At 35.6% G+C, this 18,169-nt stretch carries 22 protein-coding genes and 1 tRNA gene; 7 read left to right on the forward strand and 16 right to left on the reverse strand.

Translation table 11 applies throughout. From position 1 onward, the window contains the following. Nucleotides 1–128: 128 nt before the first annotated feature. Nucleotides 129–1,028 (forward strand): DUF6268 family outer membrane beta-barrel protein, encoded by a 900-nt coding sequence (locus EPI11_RS04545; RefSeq protein ID WP_128388765.1) that lies wholly within the window; start codon nucleotides 129–131, stop codon nucleotides 1,026–1,028. 3 nt (nucleotides 1,029–1,031) lie between these two features. On the opposite strand, the gene EPI11_RS04550 is transcribed toward EPI11_RS04545, so the two are convergent. Next, nucleotides 1,032–1,775, reverse strand: coding sequence for a LytR/AlgR family response regulator transcription factor (locus tag EPI11_RS04550; protein WP_128388766.1), 744 nt, complete (start codon nucleotides 1,773–1,775; stop codon nucleotides 1,032–1,034). 4 nt (nucleotides 1,776–1,779) lie between these two features. Continuing rightward, complete coding sequence (locus tag EPI11_RS04555) at nucleotides 1,780–2,820, reverse strand: sensor histidine kinase (RefSeq protein ID WP_128388767.1); 1,041 nt, start codon at nucleotides 2,818–2,820, stop codon at nucleotides 1,780–1,782. Nucleotides 2,821–3,199: 379 nt separating this feature from the next. Between EPI11_RS04555 and EPI11_RS04560 the strand changes: the two genes are divergently transcribed. Beyond that, nucleotides 3,200–3,565 (forward strand): GNAT family N-acetyltransferase, encoded by a 366-nt coding sequence (locus EPI11_RS04560; protein WP_394343629.1) that lies wholly within the window; start codon nucleotides 3,200–3,202, stop codon nucleotides 3,563–3,565. A 9-nt stretch (nucleotides 3,566–3,574) separates the two neighbouring features. Here the strand turns inward: EPI11_RS04560 and EPI11_RS04565 are convergent, their stop codons facing one another. The 3 genes from EPI11_RS04565 to EPI11_RS04575 form a co-directional block, all read right to left on the reverse strand. Beyond that, the gene (locus EPI11_RS04565; RefSeq protein ID WP_128388768.1) at nucleotides 3,575–4,216 is read right to left on the reverse strand and encodes a GNAT family N-acetyltransferase; all 642 of its coding nucleotides are present in this window, start codon (nucleotides 4,214–4,216) and stop codon (nucleotides 3,575–3,577) included. A gap of 80 nt (nucleotides 4,217–4,296) precedes the next feature. Next, the gene (locus EPI11_RS04570; protein ID WP_128388769.1) at nucleotides 4,297–5,301 is read right to left on the reverse strand and encodes a phosphotransferase; all 1,005 of its coding nucleotides are present in this window, start codon (nucleotides 5,299–5,301) and stop codon (nucleotides 4,297–4,299) included. Nucleotides 5,302–5,394: 93 nt separating this feature from the next. Then, nucleotides 5,395–6,234: an MBL fold metallo-hydrolase gene (locus EPI11_RS04575; protein WP_128388770.1), complete on the reverse strand. Its 840-nt coding sequence runs from the start codon at nucleotides 6,232–6,234 to the stop codon at nucleotides 5,395–5,397. 213 nt (nucleotides 6,235–6,447) lie between these two features. Between EPI11_RS04575 and EPI11_RS04580 the strand changes: the two genes are divergently transcribed. Beyond that, nucleotides 6,448–7,335 carry an AraC family transcriptional regulator gene (locus EPI11_RS04580; protein ID WP_128388771.1) on the forward strand — a complete coding sequence of 296 codons (888 nt, stop codon included), beginning with the start codon at nucleotides 6,448–6,450 and terminating at the stop codon, nucleotides 7,333–7,335. A gap of 213 nt (nucleotides 7,336–7,548) precedes the next feature. Here EPI11_RS04580 and EPI11_RS04585 read toward each other — a convergent pair whose 3' ends face one another. Continuing rightward, nucleotides 7,549–8,019, reverse strand: a complete 471-nt coding sequence (locus tag EPI11_RS04585) for a WG repeat-containing protein (RefSeq protein ID WP_128388772.1) — start codon at nucleotides 8,017–8,019, stop codon at nucleotides 7,549–7,551. A 179-nt stretch (nucleotides 8,020–8,198) separates the two neighbouring features. Here EPI11_RS04585 and EPI11_RS04590 point away from each other — a divergent pair, with 179 nt between their 5' ends. After that, complete coding sequence (locus EPI11_RS04590; RefSeq protein WP_128388773.1) at nucleotides 8,199–8,708, forward strand: GNAT family N-acetyltransferase; 510 nt, start codon at nucleotides 8,199–8,201, stop codon at nucleotides 8,706–8,708. A gap of 121 nt (nucleotides 8,709–8,829) precedes the next feature. Here the strand turns inward: EPI11_RS04590 and EPI11_RS19235 are convergent, their stop codons facing one another. Next, on the reverse strand, nucleotides 8,830–9,072 hold the full coding sequence (locus EPI11_RS19235) for a GIY-YIG nuclease family protein (RefSeq protein WP_128388774.1): 243 nt from the start codon (nucleotides 9,070–9,072) through the stop codon (nucleotides 8,830–8,832). A gap of 58 nt (nucleotides 9,073–9,130) precedes the next feature. Then, nucleotides 9,131–9,205: transfer RNA gene (locus tag EPI11_RS04600), tRNA-Pro, on the reverse strand. A gap of 168 nt (nucleotides 9,206–9,373) precedes the next feature. On the opposite strand from EPI11_RS04600, the gene trxB reads away from it, so the two are divergent. Beyond that, the gene (trxB, locus tag EPI11_RS04605) at nucleotides 9,374–10,327 is read left to right on the forward strand and encodes a thioredoxin-disulfide reductase (RefSeq protein ID WP_128388775.1); all 954 of its coding nucleotides are present in this window, start codon (nucleotides 9,374–9,376) and stop codon (nucleotides 10,325–10,327) included. A 122-nt stretch (nucleotides 10,328–10,449) separates the two neighbouring features. On the opposite strand, the gene EPI11_RS04610 is transcribed toward trxB, so the two are convergent. The 8 genes from EPI11_RS04610 to EPI11_RS04645 form a co-directional block, all read right to left on the reverse strand. Further along, nucleotides 10,450–11,283, reverse strand: a complete 834-nt coding sequence (locus EPI11_RS04610; protein ID WP_128388776.1) for a GIN domain-containing protein — start codon at nucleotides 11,281–11,283, stop codon at nucleotides 10,450–10,452. Nucleotides 11,284–11,369: 86 nt separating this feature from the next. Then, a complete protein-coding gene (locus tag EPI11_RS04615) occupies nucleotides 11,370–11,858 on the reverse strand; it encodes a nuclear transport factor 2 family protein (RefSeq protein ID WP_128388777.1) in 489 nt (162 codons plus the stop codon). A 48-nt stretch (nucleotides 11,859–11,906) separates the two neighbouring features. Continuing rightward, a complete protein-coding gene (locus tag EPI11_RS04620; protein WP_128388778.1) occupies nucleotides 11,907–12,629 on the reverse strand; it encodes a head GIN domain-containing protein in 723 nt (240 codons plus the stop codon). A gap of 19 nt (nucleotides 12,630–12,648) precedes the next feature. Further along, complete coding sequence (locus EPI11_RS04625) at nucleotides 12,649–14,397, reverse strand: PspC domain-containing protein (protein ID WP_128388779.1); 1,749 nt, start codon at nucleotides 14,395–14,397, stop codon at nucleotides 12,649–12,651. Nucleotides 14,398–14,399: 2 nt separating this feature from the next. Continuing rightward, nucleotides 14,400–14,732 (reverse strand): PadR family transcriptional regulator, encoded by a 333-nt coding sequence (locus EPI11_RS04630; RefSeq protein WP_128388780.1) that lies wholly within the window; start codon nucleotides 14,730–14,732, stop codon nucleotides 14,400–14,402. A 67-nt stretch (nucleotides 14,733–14,799) separates the two neighbouring features. Next, a complete protein-coding gene (locus EPI11_RS04635; protein ID WP_128388781.1) occupies nucleotides 14,800–15,573 on the reverse strand; it encodes a GIN domain-containing protein in 774 nt (257 codons plus the stop codon). 93 nt (nucleotides 15,574–15,666) lie between these two features. Further along, nucleotides 15,667–16,062 (reverse strand): hypothetical protein, encoded by a 396-nt coding sequence (locus EPI11_RS04640; RefSeq protein WP_164879108.1) that lies wholly within the window; start codon nucleotides 16,060–16,062, stop codon nucleotides 15,667–15,669. Continuing rightward, the gene (locus EPI11_RS04645) at nucleotides 16,059–16,511 is read right to left on the reverse strand and encodes a DUF4870 domain-containing protein (protein ID WP_128388783.1); all 453 of its coding nucleotides are present in this window, start codon (nucleotides 16,509–16,511) and stop codon (nucleotides 16,059–16,061) included. Before EPI11_RS04645 ends, EPI11_RS04640 begins: the two co-directional genes overlap by 4 nt. A 146-nt stretch (nucleotides 16,512–16,657) precedes the next feature. Here EPI11_RS04645 and EPI11_RS04650 point away from each other — a divergent pair, with 146 nt between their 5' ends. Continuing rightward, entirely contained in the window at nucleotides 16,658–17,110 is a 453-nt protein-coding gene (locus EPI11_RS04650; RefSeq protein ID WP_128388784.1) for a DUF4442 domain-containing protein, read from the forward strand. Nucleotides 17,111–17,213: 103 nt separating this feature from the next. Next, entirely contained in the window at nucleotides 17,214–18,119 is a 906-nt protein-coding gene (locus EPI11_RS04655) for a TIGR01777 family oxidoreductase (protein WP_128388785.1), read from the forward strand. Nucleotides 18,120–18,169 lie beyond the last annotated feature (50 nt).

Genomic DNA, 18,169 nt, shown 5'->3' on the forward strand with positions numbered 1-18,169 from the left:
AATTTTAAAGGCTTTTGGTTTTTTAAGGATATAATTCACGACCGTTGGTCAAAGGGGCTAAGCCATTGGTCAAAGGAATTTTATGTTTTGCTGATGAACTGCGTACTTCGTGCCAAATACATTTAGTCATGAAGAAACAGTTTTTTTATTTAGCATTATTTTTTGTCCCAATTGCCGGTTTTGCGCAATCGGGTATTGGAGGAGAGATCAAGGTAGATTACGTACCATTTTCTAATTATGTACGGCCAATTGATAGTATGAAGACGGATTCAAAAAGTAATTTTAAAAGAATTCAGGGGGCATTAGAGATTCCGTTATCGATTAAAATGACCGCAGATAATAAGCCAAAAATATGGGCAGTATATCTTCAGGGAAGTTATGCGACAATGGAAAATAAAAATTATGAAGAAAAATTGTTTCCTACGAGGTTGCTTAATGCCCAGGTTGGAGTAAAACACATACGTCCTCTTAGAGGGAAATGGTCTATAATGGCAATGGCATCTGTCGGAGTATATACAGATTTGGAGCAAATTACTTTCGATGACGTCTTGCTGCAGGGAGGTGTGATCTTTATCAAAAACTTCAATCCGAATTTAGCTTTAGGGATAGGGCCGGTATTAACCAATGCTTTTGGTGTGCCAATGATAATGCCCGGGATTTATTTTAACTGGGAAACACAGGACGCTTTCCATTTTAAGATAGCATTTCCTCAAGGTGCAGAAATAGGATACAGATTTAAACCTAATTTTGATTTGAAAGCTGTTGTTGAATTGGATGGTATGACTGCCGAAATCAATCAAAACGGAAAATCAATGCTGTTGGGGTATCAGCAGATACTGGCAGGTATACGACCACAGTTTAAAATAGGTGAGCACTGGACGGTAGAATTAACAGCGGGTACTACTTTATTGCGTTCATTCCAAACGAACGACCGAAAGATAAGTTCTATTTTTAAAGAAAAAGATATTGCCGACCCACGATTTACAACTACGTTTTATGGAGCGACTGCTTTAAAGTGGAAGTTCTAATAATTAGCGGCTCAGCAGGTTTTTATAAACTACCTCTTTCAAGAGTAACTCTCTACGGGTTCTTGAAATGGGTAGTTGCTGTCCGTTAATAAACATACGGCCTCCCGCTATAGAATCGATATGGGCAATATTGACCAGAAAAGATTTATGTATCCTAAAGAAGTTTTCCTTTGGCAGGGTTTCTTCTAAAGAGATCATGGTTTGATGAATAACAAGCACCTGATTTTTAAAATGCAGCTTTACATAGTTTTGCATTCCTTCAATATAAAGAATATCTACCCACGATATTTTTTGAAATCCGTCTTCCTGGCGCACATACAAAAAAGTATCTGCCGGCGTTTGCTGTTTAGAAGCGATAGTCATTAAATACAACTGCTGTGCTTTTAATGCTGCCTGATAAAACCGCTGAAACGTAATAGGTTTTAGTAAATAATCTACAATTTGCAAACGATATCCTTCCAATGCATGTTCAGAATAGGCTGTGGTAAGTATGGCTAAAGGAGGTCGGTCTAAAGCGTCCAGGAATTCAAGACCCGAAAGGTAAGGCATATTAATGTCCAGGAACATTAGATCTACCTCACCTTTTTGAATGTATTCTCCGGCTTCTAACGCTGAAGCACAAGTGCCTATAACTTCCAGGAAGTCAATTTTTTCTATAAAGTCTACAATGCCGTTGCGCGCTAAAGGTTCATCGTCAATAACGAGACACTTAATAACTTGTTTGGGTTGTTGTCCTGTATTTAACATAGCATTAGTTTAGTACTAAAGTAAGTATAATTGTAAATTTATCTTTGGTTTTGGTAATCGTCAGATCATGTTTGTCGGGATATTGTATGCTAAGCCTTTTGCGTACATTGTCTAATCCCAATCCGTGATCGTTAGAGTTCACTTTGTATTGGTCGGTATATGAATTCTCTATTTTCAATGTAAAATTGTGCTGCTCTTGTGTGCATAGTAAATTTACATATCCTTTTTCATGCGGCAGTCTTGAAACGTGCTTAAAAGCATTTTCGATTAAAGGCATTAACAGCAAAGGTACAATTTCAAGATTCCCGTTTTTAATATCCCATTTGCAGTATACATCCAGTTCATTACCCCATCTAATCTGTTCAACACCTACCAGGTCTTTTAGATATTTAATTTCCCTATCCAGGTATACATATTCACGGTTGCATTCATACAATTGATAGCGTAGGATATCAGAAAATTTGATAAGCAGTTCTGAAGCAAGATCTACATTGCGCTGCATTAAAATATGAATATGATTAAGCACATTAAACATTAAATGCGGATTGATCTGGTCCTGTAATATTTTTATTTGTGCTTCAAGGTGACTTTGTTTAAGCAGCGTATGTTTCTTTTCTATTGCATTATGTTCCTGATAGAATCGTAAGCCGCATGCGGTTCCGTTAATAAGTAATGAAGCCGGAATAGAAGTGTAGATCCTGAACCAAAAGTATTCTCCAAATGTTAATTTAGACAATGCATCTGGACGGAATCCTGAAACTTCAAATGATATAAAGATTGTAGTAAGTAAAACAGAAAGCAGCACAGTCATGATAATAGATTGGATCACGAAAGTTTTCATTTTACCACTCAATAAAGCTTTTGGTAATAAGATATCACTAAGCGTGTGTGCAACCACAACAGATGAACTTACAACAAGCAAAGTTTGAAGGATGGCTGAGGATATGCTAAGCTCCTCAACAGATTGTGCCCATATGGCAAAACCAAGGGCAAACCAAAAAACAGCTATAAATATCCAATGTTTATAGGAGGAAATTTTTTTCATATGCAAAAGTGTAGCGGTGCAATACCAGTTGTCGAAATTAGAGAAATATCAAATGCAAAGAATTGAAAATTAATGCTTCTCAAAAAATATATTTGACCAATGGTATCTTTAAATTGACTAAAGGTTGAGTTATCGTTAATTGCAAACAGATCATAATTATTAATAAGTTTGTGCTTACTACCCCAATAAGTCACAAATAAAACCAATGGCAGAAATTACTTTTTAAGGACTAAATGAGAATGAGATAGACAAAATTGCTCTGTTAGACAGGAGTGAAGAAATATATGAATTATACGAACATCATAGAGGCACTTTAATTTTAAAACCACATAGAGAGACAGTTACTCAATTTGATGAGGTTGAACTTGAGGAAATAATCATTCGACAGAAGAAAATTAAAAAAGACGGTGGGTGTATAATAGGAGCTTTTGATCAGGACGAGTTAGTTGGAGTGGCTTCGGTGGAAAAAGAAAAGAGAGGTACTAGTTCCAGCTATTGCAAGATGGATATACTTTATGTGAGTAGAAACTACAGGGAAATGAAACTAGGGTATAAACTGCTTGAAAAATGTAAAAAAGGGGCAAAAGGATTTGGAGTTCAAAAATTATATATTTCTGCTACTCCAACAAAAAACACAGTTGATTTTTATTTGAGGAACGGCGCAGTTCCAGTAACAGAATTAGATGCAGAACTTTACAAAATAGAACCGGATGATATTTATTTAGAGATTTCTATTTATGACTAGAACCGGATTTTAATCCGGAATTACAACTGATGTATAAAGACTATAAACTTTCCAGCCTAAAGATTCATATAATGATTTACCCTCTTCTGTTGCGACCAAAAAGTTGTTGGAAATACCTTTTGATAAAGCAATTTTTTCAAGTTCCTTCATCAAAAAAGTTGCCAATCCTTTTCGTTTGTGATTACTTTCAGTTAAAATTCGGTCATAAACAGCTAAATCATCAACAAGAACAACACGGCCAATTGAAGCTAATTCGCCGGTTAGGGTAACAATTCGGATAACAGAAGTTGAATTATATTCAGCTAATTCTAATCTATAATCAGTGCTCAAACTTACATTTCGAGCATTCATCGGATGAAAACAAGCCAGCATATAACCCTGTGGCTGAATGATCCATTTTTCAGGTATCACGCTCTTTAACTTATCTGGAGAGGTGCAAACCTTTAAAAAGATCCAGGGTTCATGAATTGATTTAGATAACTGAATGAGATCATCATTAAGCTCAGGAAAAACATAACGGGTTCTTTGCTTTTCGAAACCTACATCAACTTTAAATCCAGACTTGTATTTGATGGGCAGAGGTAATTCTCTGGACAAAGTCCAACCTTTAAGCCATTTTTCTATGATTTCAGAAGAAACGTTCTTTTCCATTATGCTAAGAAATTAAAATTTATAGAATAATCAATAAGCAAAACTATCGGACAAATAATTGATAATCATTTAAGCTTCTATTAATTCTTCGTTATTGCTTTTGTTTCATGATATTCAATCCAGGATTTTATTCTTCCTACGAAGAGGATCTTTAAATAATTTTCAGTTAGAAAGATATTGGACCAGTCAAACCTACTGGACTGAACACCCAGGTAATAAATCCAAAGAGCTACGCCCGCTTTAGGGATCAATTGTAATTCATTTGCAGATAGATTTCTTATACTTTGGTAACCATTTAAAAAACTTTGAACTTTACGTTCGTACTCTTCTTTATTGGCTTCAATATGGAAAAGCTGCTTGCAAAAATAAGCTACATCAAAAATCAACCAGCAATTTCCGCAAAAGTCAAAATCAAATAATGTTACTTCATTTTTTACTGTAACATTCATATTGTCATACCAAATATCCATGTGAACAATGCCTTTAGGAATAGAATTTAAATCAGCTTTTTCGAAGAAAGGGCTAAGCTCTTCAATTTGCTGTTTTATGAATCTCATTTCGGGCAGTTCCTCAGAAAAATATGCAGTCGCATATTTATAAGGTAATTTAAGCAGTGTTTCAGTATTGTACTGTACACGGTCACTTTTTTGATTAACGGTAATGTTGTGGAATTTAGCCATAAGCGAACCTATAGAAAAACAGGTTTCTTTGTCCATAATTCTTATTTTATCACCTTCGGCAAATGAAAAAAGGAGGGCATAGCGTGTTCCTTCGGGAGCGTTAATGGTCTGAATAAAATTATTGTTTATGTCGGCTATCGGGTAGGAAACACCAATGCCGTTTTCTTTTAATGTATTCAATAGATTAATTTCCTCAAGAATATCAGACTCTGATCGCCAGTTATGACTGTAAACTCTTAAGACATATTTATTTGTACTGCCTGTAATGAAGTAGGTGTGATTAATTCCCGTTCTAAAAAGGGTACAAGTACAGTCTTCATTTAAGTTATATTTTTCTTTAGTAAATTGCCCTAATTCTTTAGCAGAAAGTGTAGAAGTTATAACGGGGAAGGAGGTAACTTTCATTATAAATGTTTTTAATTAGCTTATTTATCCAAAGGTATTAATTACTTATCCAACGAAATACTAATAGATGTCCGTTGAATAAGTAATGTAAATTTAACGGGAAAGAGTGATTACTTGTCCATCCTTGGGAATTATCAATTTGTCTATCCCGATATTGAATTTGGCAGCTTTTTGGCTTAAAGAGCTCCTGGTTGTTCGACAATGATCCAGCGCATCCATGTGTACTGCTATAACTTTCGCCTTACCACTCTCTCTTATTAAAGCCATTGTCTGCTCTTCGTTCATAATGATTGGTGTATTTTCATAACCTTTGATAAGCGCTCCTCCAGAATTAACAATAATATAGTCAGGATCAAACTTTTTGATATTCTTTTTAATATCATCTGTCCAGATGGCGTCTCCAACAATATACACTGTCGGTTGGTTCTTTGCTTTTAATATAAACCCGGACGTCTTGCCCATCATCTTCAATACCTCACCAGTTCCATGCTGTGCTTCTACCCGATGAATGCTTATATCATTCCATAGTGTATTGTCTTCTAAAGCAGCTGCATTACTAAAACCTTCCTTTTCAAAGAAAGTCTTATCTGCCGGTTGGTTTATCAATTTTATGGATTTATCTAGGATTTTGCTTGCAGCCTCATCAAAGTGGTCAGCATGTGCATGTGTCACTAAGACCAAATCAACATCTTTAACGATTTCATTTACTGATAGTGTTAGATCAACTGTGGGATTTGTTTGGATTCCAGCCCAAGACTCTATTGCTCCTTTTGGAGACAGCATTGGATCGACCAAGATCTTTTTTCCTCCATACTCAATGATTAATGTTGCATTTCTGACTAACTGAAGAGTCGGTTTTGTGTTTGGATTAGTTTGAGCAAAGGATAAGGCAGTAGACAGCGTAATCGCTAATGCTAAAAGTACTTTTTTCATAAATTTCTTTTTTCATTTAATAATATTTCACGCTCCTTTATTAAGATTTTTGGAGTAATGAGTTCGTTACAAAGGTCGTTGCAGAGAATTATTTTTAAAGTATCAAACGCTTACTAATTACTACCATTTTGATAACAGGGTTGTTGTTGTAGGATTGTCAGTAATAGATTTTTAATGTATATATTCACTAACTTCGTGTACTAAAAGTAAAACATGAAAACGATTAAATTTCATAAGACTGAATGTGGCGTTGATTTTCTGTTAAATGTGTTAACAGAAAAAGATATTGATTATACAGATACAGGCACTTTTGATACCGACTATTTCGAGATTTTATTTTTTAAAGAAGCAAGGGGTATATTAATTTTAAACCAGCAAGAAATTGAGTTGAAAGCTGGTTCGATTATCTTTATTTCACCGTTTCAAAAGCGAAACTGGAGATTGGACTCCGACAATCTTCAGGTTACTTCTTTGGTTTTTCAAGAAGCCTTTTTAAATGATTTTTTCGCAGATAAATTATTTACTTACCGCTTATTGTACTTTTATCAGTTGGTACATCCTTTAGAAATGAATGTTGATAAGGATGAAATGCTAAAATACTGTAACCTGTTGACAGAGATCAAAATGGAGCTATTGAATAGTGAAACCGATAGTGTACATATTATTCGCTCATTATTATACTATTTGCTACAGACACTGAACCGCCGATATGCAAATCAACATGTACTGTCTTTGAAGAAATCAGGGAATAACTTTGCTTTTCTTTTTAAGAACTTAATGGAGATTCACATCAAGGAGAAGCAGCGCATCGGTGATTATGCTGAAATGTTGGGCATTAGCAGAATTACATTAAACAAAGCCATCAAAGTCCAGTTCAGTACTACAGCTACTCAATTGTTAAAACAACGTCTTCTCTTTGAAATACAAAACTTGCTTCTTCATTCGAACAAAACTATTAATGAGATTGCTTACGAACTTAATTTTTCTGAACCGAACCATATGATGAGATTCTTTAAGACTCAAACAAGTCAAACCCCAACTGAGTTCATCAACAGTATGACTAAGACTCACATAAAAACAGAGACAAATCCTATCAATTAATGACAAATGCGTAAAGTAAATACCTTCGAAATTACTGTACATTAATTTGACTAGTATAATATCTTGATTTTGTTCTGCTATAATATATATTCTGAAAACATAGTATTGTTTTTCATGAGGTCAAAAAAATCTGGACATTACAGTCCAGATTTGAATCTCATTGTAAACTTAATAAGAGTACCTTTTTATAGATTACTCTTCATCTAGTCTAAATTATTTAGCATTGTGCTTTTTGTATATCTCCTTGAAATTTTTCTTGATTTCATCCATTTTATATGTTGTAGGAACTATTTCTTTACCGTTTTTGTTGATAAAGCCGTAAGCATCTGACCTTGATTTTACCAATGCCCAGTCTTTATTGTATTCTCCAAATTTTTCAATTTTAGAATAGATTGGTTCTACAATTACTTTTCCGTTTTTATCAATAAAACCATAAGTGTCTGATATTGATTTTACCAATGCCCAGTCTTTGTTGTATTCTCCAAATTTTTCAATTTTAGAATATATCGGCTGTACAATTACTTTTCCGTTTTTATCAATAAAGCCATACGTATTGCTTATTGTTTTTACAAGTGACCAGTCTTTATTGTATTCATTTAGTTTATAAACTTTTTTATAGCCGGTTTGTGCAAGAGCAGAGAAACTCATCGCCATAAATAAAAAAAGTAAAATTTTTGATCTCATGATTTAAATATTAAAAAATTCTAAATTAGAATGGAAACTCGATACAAGACCCGAATTTTCTGAGTGTATAAGATTCAAATTTATTGTTTTTTTCTTACAATTTGTATTCAAATATTATTTTATTGAGTTAGTTTAATTTATATGTTTGTAAAATAAGTATACACAGATATCAACATAAAATGAAGTTACCCCCTTATAGCATTTTCCCCAATATCACTGGCGATAAAGTCTTTTTACGACAAATTGAGACGAATGACATCAGTGATATTATAGAAATATCGTTTTATGATGCTATTCAGGCAACGACAGAGGAAGAGGCGATAGAAATGCAGGATAAGATTAACAAAGACTATACTGACGGTAGTTCCATTCACTGGGGTATTGCAGATAGTACAACTAATAAAATTGTAGGAACCTGTGGTTACTATCGTGGATTAGACAACGGAGCAGGTGAGCTTGGATTTGTTTTATTACCTCAACATCGAGGAAAAGGTTTTATGACCGCAGCAGTTGCTTTGGCAGTAGATTTCGGAATAAATACAATTGGACTAAAACGTATTTGGGCTGAAACAACTCAAGACAATGAGAGTGCAATAAAAGTTCTTGAACGTCTTCATTTCTGTAAAACTGCAAATCTGGAGGATAGTGGTGTTGAATATGATTATATATGTAATAAAATATCGGGCTAGAAATGTATGGATATAAAAAAAGCTGAACAGAAATGTTCAGCTTTTTGTCGGGGTGGCAGGATTCGAACCTGCGACCTTCCCGCTTCAAGCGGGACGTGATAACCGTATTACCTAGAATAAATTATAGATATCCAATATCTTCAAGATATCTTTTTATACCTCTCTTTTTTATTTTAGTTTCTAAAAACATAGCTTCTGTTCGTGTTGAAACTTGGATAGTGTATAATACTTCCCATCGTATTCCATATTTTGTTGAAGTTACTTGTGCTGAGTTGTGTCTGTTTAACCGATTTTGTAGATCATTAGTTTGCCCCACATAATACTTTGATTTTGTTTCACTATATAATATGTACACTGAAAACATAATATTACTTTTATAAGTATAAAATAAAAAAAGCTGAACATTTCTGTTCAGCTTTTTGTCGGGGTGGCAGGATTCGAACCTGCGACCTCCTGGTCCCAAACCAGGCGCGATAACCGGGCTACGCTACACCCCGAATAAGAGCATTTCTGCGTTTTAGTGGTGCAAATATACTACTTATTTTTACTTCTCAAAACGATAAACGTTTTTTATTTATTAATAGCCAAAACTGATGGAGAAGTATAGTTATTTTTTCAATTAAAACTTACATTTGCAACACTAATTTAATTACTGTAATAAAGTTATGTCTGATACTATAGAAAAAATCAAATGTCTTATTATAGGTTCCGGGCCTGCAGGTTATACTGCTGCCATTTATGCTGCAAGAGCAGATATGAAACCTATTCTTTATACAGGTATGGAGCCGGGAGGCCAGCTTACCACCACTACAGAAGTTGATAACTTTCCGGGATATCCTGAAGGTATTGACGGACCTACAATGATGATCCAGCTGCAGCAGCAGGCGGAGCGTTTTGGTACGCAGGTGCGCATCGGGATGGCTACTGCTGTAGAATTTAGTACTGTAGCTGGCGGATGGCACAAAGTTACCATTGATGGTAATAAAGAAGTTCATGCCCAAACTGTAATTATATCTACCGGAGCTACTGCAAAATACCTTGGTTTACCAAGTGAGCAGCGTTTAAGAGGCGGTGGGGTATCTGCTTGTGCCGTTTGCGACGGATTCTTTTACCGTGGTCAGGATGTGGCTATCGTTGGAGCAGGGGATACTGCTGCCGAAGAAGCTACATACTTAGCTAATATTTGTAAAAATGTAACAATGCTGGTCCGTAAAGATGCGATGAGAGCCTCTAAGGCAATGCAGCACCGTGTAGAAAATACACCTAACCTAACGGTACTTTACAACAGTGAAGTAGATGAGGTTATTGGCGATCAGGTTGTTGATGGTCTTAGGATCGTTAACAATGTTACCGGAGAAAAATCGGAGATTGCAATTACAGGTTTATTCATTGCTATTGGGCACAAGCCCAATACCGATATCTTCAAAGGTCAGCTTGATATGGATGATACCGGTTACCTTATCACAGAGGGTAAATCTACTAAAACAAACCTACCGGGTGTATTTGCATCAGGTGACGTACAGGATAAAGAATACCGTCAGGCTATTACAGCTGCGGGTTCAGGCTGTATGGCTGCTCTTGATGCTGAACGTTATTTAGCAACTTTAGAGAGTCATTAATCCTTTCTAATTCGAAAGCGAGAAATTCGAAGACATTGATATAACTTCGATTTATATTCATAAAAAAGCAGTACTTAATAAGTACTGCTTTTTGTTTTATCCTTTAAAAACATCTGATTGTTTTATTGTTCTTTCTTAGAAATAACTGCGCTGTCAGCAAAGTTCAGAACAGTAACTTTTGGCTTACCCAAAAGCTGTGTTTGCGATTTTCCTGATACAGATATGATTATTGTCTCCAAGGCATTTACAACATTAGTAGTGTAGCTTTCAGAAATCAATTCCATGTTTTTTACGCTAAATTTTCTTCCGGTAAAGGTTGCATTGTTATCAAGGCGGATCTTAGCATTGGCAGCATCTCCTTCAATTGTAGCGATTGATTTTTGGTACATATCTATCTTTACTTCCGGACTTGCAATAAGAGCTTTAAGCTGCGCGCCTTTGCTTAATTCTATTGCAGTACTTTCTGCCTGTAAATTTAGCTCTGCCGTTGTCTTGTCATTCAGGCTAAGGCTAAAGTTTCCCGATTTTACATTAAGATATGATTTAGAATAATCAAGGTTTTTAATCGCAATTGTATCCAATTGAAGGTCGGTAAGCGAATTTAGTACTACCTCGTTTTTGGCAGTTATGGATTTAAGGTTATCCGTATAGGTAACACGAATGCTTAGTTTTTTTGATCCGGTAACTTCTTTAGCAGTATATAACCTTAAAGTACTACCGTTAAGTTCGGCCATTATAACTTCGTGCAGGTTTTCGTCAGCTTCAATTTCCAGTCCCTGAGTTCCGCCTTTAGCTAAAAAGATCTCAAGGTTATCTTCAATTTCGATACTATCAAAACTGCCTATTTCTTTTTGGGTAACAGTTACGATCTTAGTTCCTTTTATCTTTTCTTTCTTTTGCGCAAATGAAAAAGTTGTAATTAGTAAGGAGAATAGGAGAAGGTGAATTTTTTTCATTTTTTGTATTTGTCATTATTGGATAAGGCAAATATATAAAAAACACCAGCGACAGCTGATGTTTTTATGATGTATAAAAAGTAAAATTATTTAGCTCCCGCATGATCATAACTAAATACTCTGGACATTTTCCACTGTCCGTCCTTAAGCAGCCAAAGATGTGTAAATTTCGCTTTTCCGGTTAATTGTTCCTTCCCATTTTCAGTCACATAGAAAGAATGATCTCCGGTGAGTAATGCACCATAACCATCCATTGGGTATACTTTCAGGGTGCCGGGAATAACTTCTCGTCTTAGTTTCCAGTTGGCTTTACTACACATTCCGGTTTTCATGGTTTCCATAAGTTTGGCGCTTGTTAGTGTTACACCGCCTTTGTCATGATAAAACTCAAGATCATCGGTAAAAAAGGTTTTAAATTTCTCAAGGTCACAAATGTTATAAGCATCAAATGCTGCTGCATCCAGGGCTGTAATTTTAGATTCTAATGCTTGTTTGGTAGTAGGGTAGGTTTCTTTTTGCTGGCAATAACCCATTGAGACAATAAGCATTATTGCTGCGAATAGTAATGTTTTCATAAAAAGTTTAGCATAAAAAAATACCCCGGCAGTGCGGGGTATCTTATATTATTTTTGGACGATATTTCCTCCTGAATCAGAATTTTTTTCCATTTTGGAAGGTGTACCCACATAATAAATAGTACTGCCGCTTGACGCATCTGCTGTAAGCTTATCAATTGGGTTTACAGTGATCGAGCTTCCGCTGGAAGCGTCTGCTTTTACATTGTGAGCCGTTAGTTTATTGGCTTCTATGCTACTGCCACTGGAAGCATCTGCTTCTATGTTGTGAGCCATACCTACTATTGCAAGAGAGCTTCCTCCTGAAGAATCACAGTTCAGGTTTTTAGCTTCTACACGAACCTCTACAGAACTTCCGCCATCAGATGATAGGTCTATAGAATTGCCTTTTAACAAGCCACTACTTTTTATAGACGAACCGCCATCGCAACTAATACTTTTAATGTCTGTTAAACGTACAGTAATTCTCTTTGCTCCATTACTAATGTTTTGATCGCTTGATATGTAAAGTTCTCCGTTCTTAACCTCTGTTTTTATATGCTTCTGCAGGTTGTCATCAGCCTCAACAGTTATAGAGCTTTGTGGTCCCTGTTCTATTATCACCTCCATGCCGTCGTCTACATTTACAGTAGTAAAGTCTCCGGTAACGGTACGGTTTTCGGTTGTAACATTGCCGCTGCCTTTTATGCCCATGAAATCACATGAAGAAAAGAATAAGGACACTACAATGGCAACAATTGCTTTTGTAATATTTACGATAACTTTAATCATTGGTATGGTTGTTAATGGGTTAGTTTCTTTTTTTAGACCTAACGCTTATGCTGTCTACACTTACGTGAACATTTACATTTTCGTCAGATATATGTATTTTTCCATTTCCTCCGGCATTTATATGTACGTCTTCCGGTAGTTCTGGAATCTCAGGCATTTCTGGAACTTCAGGTATCTCTCCGTCAGAATTATATTCATCAGGAGGACAATCCAGGCATTTAACTTTAGCTTTTTCCATTTGATAGAAATGTTCTCCACTATCCCACCAAAGGTCAAAGAAAGAATTATCAGTATCATCATATTGCTTCACACTTTCATCGCATTTAAATATCATGCCTTCCGGTAAATAAAGATAGACCTCCACTTTTTGATTACGGAACTTATTATTTAAATCTGTAATCAGATAATTATCTAAAATTAATGTATTTCCTTGGAATTCAAAGTTATATTTAATTTTTTCTGCTCTTTTTCTGGCTTCGCTAGATGATCTGCCCGATGCAATTTTTTCAATCTGTACATAAGGAGACGCTTCATCAGTCTTCATTACATAAAAAGTAATTTTATTAGAATAGATGATGTCGTTGCCTAAAGAATCTTGTGTAAACCTGAAATCGGTATCCTCATAAAATGATTTTGCATAATAATTGTTATACCTGAATTTTATTTGGAGTGTATCACTGGCAGCAGCACTTATCTCGCTTAGTTGTTTCTTCACAACTGTTTTACCTTCTGCATTTACTTCAGCTGCCTGGCTCATACCAAAATAGGCTACAGCTGCTACAGAGATGATCCATAAGAACAAAAGAGTAACTTTAGTAATAGTACCTATTGGTTTTAGGTTGTCTACAAGTATTTTAAGGCCTAAAAGGAATAACATAAATAACGGTATGGCAAGAGCAAAAAATGCTGCAAGGCCTAATACCCACATTGGTGTTTCTGTATAGTTAAATCCGTTTATCCATTTGTGCCAAAATGTATTGTTTAGTGATGAAGAAAATAGTAATGAGATAAACATTACAATTACTCCTCCAAGACAAACTGCCGATATAACAGCTATTATTGCCCCAATTGCTTTAGCGATACCTTTAAAAAGTGCAGAGAACACAGACCCGATCCCATTACCAACCGATTTAGCATTGGCGCCAAGCTTGTCGTAATCTACATTTTGCAACTTTCCCGTGATCATGTCAATCTCCTCCTTTACCTTTTTTTCGATGTTAGAGATATTAATGGGTTCACCTGTCATTTCCAGTTTCTCGGTAGTAGTTATAGCCTTTGGGATAAGTATCCATAAAAGGATATAAATAAACAGGCTGGTACCAAAAGAAACAAATAGAGAGATAATAAATATTATTCTTATCCATAGCGGATCTATTCTAAAGTAGTGAGAAAGACCTGCACATACGCCGCCAAGCATTCCTTTTTCACTATCCCTATAAAACTTTTTTGTTTTGGTATAGGTAAAATCGGATGCGGTATAAGCGCTTTTTTGTTCTGTGGTTTCTTCGTCTATTCTGTAGTCTTCAGGCTGACCCATTACGGCCATGATCTCATCTACCTCTTTATTGCCCACAACTTGTTTGTCATTTTTAAGCTTTTCGGACAGTAGTTCGGCTATCCTGTTTTCAATGTCACTCATAATTTCGTCTTTTCCGTCAGGAGAGAGCGAACGTCTGATAGCATCAAAGTAGCGATTCAGCTTTTGATAGGCATCTTCATCTATATGAAAGAAAAAGCCTCCTAAATTTATACTTACTGTTTTGTTCATGACTATGCTTTTTGACTGGTTATTATGTTTACTGCATCGGATAGTTCCGTCCAGGTAGTGTTTAATTCTTTTAAAATTTCTTTTCCTTCATCGGTCAGGCCGTAATATTTTCTTGGTGGCCCCGAAGTTGATTCTTCCCAACGGTAGTTGAGCAATCCGTCGTTTTTTAATCTTGTTAGTAGTGGGTAAACCGTGCCCTCTACAACAAGCAGCTTCGCGTTCTTTAGAGTATCCAGAATTTCTGATGTGTATGCCTCTTTTTCTCTTAGTACTGAGAGGATGCAGAATTCCAATATCCCTTTGCGCATTTGGGCCTTGGTGTTCTCAATATTCATTAGCGTTCATTTTTAATTGACTTTTCATTTCTTTTCTACATTTTCGTCTGTTACTGCAAGTCACGCTCTAATTTAAAGCTAATTTAACATTATCTCTTTTTATAGCGTAAGAATTGCTTCCTAAATTTATATCTATGGGCTCACCAAAATAAGTAATGGTAGATGAGCTGTCTGTGTTTGCACTGATTGATTTTGAGGCATATACTGATGCAGTAGATGCGTTTATTGTTTTTACATCTGCCGTTTGGCTCATAAATTTACCTGCCTGAAATGAACCGCTGTTGCAGTACACTATTGAGCTTTCTGTATCTCCTGTTATCTTAACGCAGGCACCTCCTGTTATGTTTGCTTTAAAAGAGTCTGCAGTAAGCTTACCGCGAAATGCAGAACCTGATTCGGCTTTGATAGTACATTTGCCTTTGCAGTCAAGTATACCCGTAAACGATGCTCCCGATGCCAGTTTGATAGTTACATCGTCCATTTTAATTTCATTTGCAAGCTTTATTGATGAACCAGTACTGGCCTTAAAAGTTGTAACATTCTTTTGTGCGACATATACTTTTACAGCTTTATGAATTGTATTTGTCTTTTGGTTTTCATTACCTTCTCTCAGATAAATTTTTAATGTACCACTGTTATTTTCTGTTATAACCTGTTGAAGATCTGCTTTACTGTCAGTCTCAACGATTAGTCCTGGGGAATCCAGTTGTGTAAAGATCACTTCGATACCGTTTTTAACTTCAAGGTTTGTGAAATCTGAAATTTTTCTTGTTTCACTTGTTTGAGAATATCCTGATATACCTGCTAAAGCTAAAAGGACTGTAATTGCTAAATTTTTCATGATGATTCGTTTTTTGATTGATGATTTGATGATGATGATTTGCCTTGATTAGGGGCGGGTTGATTGATTTGATTGATGATTGAACTCCTGTGTTTATTTCTGTTTGTTCTGTAATTTTTTAACCTGTCTTGCGGCATCTGCCATTATTTCTTTTCCGGTGTCGCTTGTTAAAGAAATCTTTCTGTCGTTTATCTTTATGTTGGTAATGATCTTACCGTCACTGTTTGTAATTTTTAACTCCTTTTCTTTATCACGGTAGTTTATAAAACCACCTGTTGTAATGCCGGTTATTGTATTTCCGTCGGCAGAAAAAGCAGCCTTTCCTTCCATTTCAATTTCGGTATCGGTCATTGCATTCCTGGCTATCATTTCACGCCTTACCATGCCTTGACTGTTTACAGAGTAACTGTATTTAATTTTACTGTCTTCAGTATTGCATGATACCAGGCTTGCCAATAAAAGCAGGGTAACTATTATATTTTTCATCATTTTATGAATTTTATGGTTAATGGGTAGTTATAACGTTCTCCATTGTTGTTTTTTACAGATGCATAAAGTATCAGGAAGAACTCGGCTACTTTAAGTACAATTACAATCAGTAATGCAATTAATCCAATTAGCACCAGTGAGGTTATTTTACCCATGCTGAACTGCTCTATGATCCATTCTCCATTGGAGTCCATTGTAAAATTCATATTATTAAACACTGTAAAAATGAATATTGGAGCGGCAATTATTATAAGTACCATTGAGTATAAAAAAAGGCTTAGCTGAAAATTGATTGCCTGCTTACCGTTATAATCTACAAATTCTGAATCATTTTTTTTAAAGCTCCAGATTAATGCCGGGAATATAAAGTTTCCAAAAGGAAAGAAATACTGAGTAAAGGCACTTAGTTGAAGCAGTGTGGCTGTATTTTTGTTTGCTGTTGTTTCCATAGTATAGGTTTATGTCTATTAATATTCTATGCAAATATATATCTATTGAAAGGTATTATGCAATGCAAAGTACTGTTATTTAACATAAATTTAACATTTTATAATTTGGGTAATTATCTGTATTTTAGCATTAAAATCAATAAACTATGGAATTCACGCCGTCCAAACTCAATACTTTCCTTTTTGTTAAACTGCCGTCGGCCTACTGGAGTGGGGTGCGTGTAAAGGAGATTTCGACCACATCATGTACTGCTACCGTAAAGCACCGCTGGTTTAATCAGAACCCTTTTGATTCAATGTACTTTGCGGTTCAGGCTATGGCAGCAGAGCTTACTACAGGTGCTTTGGTGATGTATCATATAAAGAAAAGCGGAAAAAAAATATCAATGCTAGTTGCAAATAATAAAGGGAACTTTACTAAAAAGGCACGTGGAAGAATAACGTTTACCTGTAATGACGGTCATTTAATAGAAGAGGCCATTGCAAAAGCAATCGCTACCGGAGAGGGGCAAACCTTCTGGATGCATTCTTTTGGTAAGGATGAGGCAGGCGATCAGGTATCGCATATGGAATTTGAATGGAGCATTAAGGTGAAATAACTAATTTGAAGTAAGCTAATCACAAACATTCGTTAAACGAAGAGCATTTTGAATTTTTATTTAGTGGTATCGTTTAAATTTGAGATATGAAAAAGAATTAGTTATGAAAGTTTTAATTACTGGAGCCACCGGGCTTGTAGGGAACGAACTGGTATCACTATTATTAAAAAATGGTGTTTATATAAATTACCTAACCACATCTGAAAGTAAACTGCAAAACGAAACTAATTATAAGGGATTTTTATGGAATCCAAACAAAGGAGATATAGATGAAAATTCATTGGAAGATGTAGACGCTATTATACATTTGGCAGGCGCATCTATATCCAAACGCTGGACAGATTCTTATAAGCAGGAAATACTGGAAAGCCGTGTTCTTTCTACCACACTACTATATGGCGCGCTTAAAAATAAACCAAATAAAGTAACTCAGTTTATCTCGGCATCAGCTATTGGTATATATCCGGACAGTCTTGATAGGGTGTATTCTGAAGAAGAAACCGAATTTGATAATTCTTTTCTAAGTCATGTTGTACAGCGATGGGAAGCCGCTGTAGACAGGATAAAGCAACTCGATATTAAAGTATCTAAGATACGAACGGGTTTAGTACTGTCGGGTAAAGGCGGAGCTCTTAAAGAAATTGCCGGACCGGTAAAGTTAGGACTGGGGGCAGCTTTTGGCAGTGGAAATCAAATGCAGTCATGGATACATATCTATGATTTGATTCATATCTATCTCTTTGTGCTTTTAAACGAAATGGAAGGAGTTTATAATGCTGTGGCACCCTATCCGGTAACCAATAAAACTTTGGTTAAAGAGATCGCTAAAGTAATGGACAAACCATTCTTTTTGCCTGGTATACCAAAATTTGTAATGGAAATGGCTTTGGGCGAAATGCATACACTACTTTTTGCCAGTCAGAATGTCAGCGCTAAGAAAATTATTGGCGAAGGCTATCAGTTCAAATACCTTTCCCTGGAAAAAGCTCTAAAGGCAGAATTAGGATAGTAAAAAAGTATTGAGAGATGAAGATATATTTTAATCTCAATACTGCTGTT

Origin of the sequence: Flavobacterium cerinum, assembly GCF_004028155.1 — a bacterium.
Lineage (GTDB): Bacteria > Bacteroidota > Bacteroidia > Flavobacteriales > Flavobacteriaceae > Flavobacterium > Flavobacterium cerinum.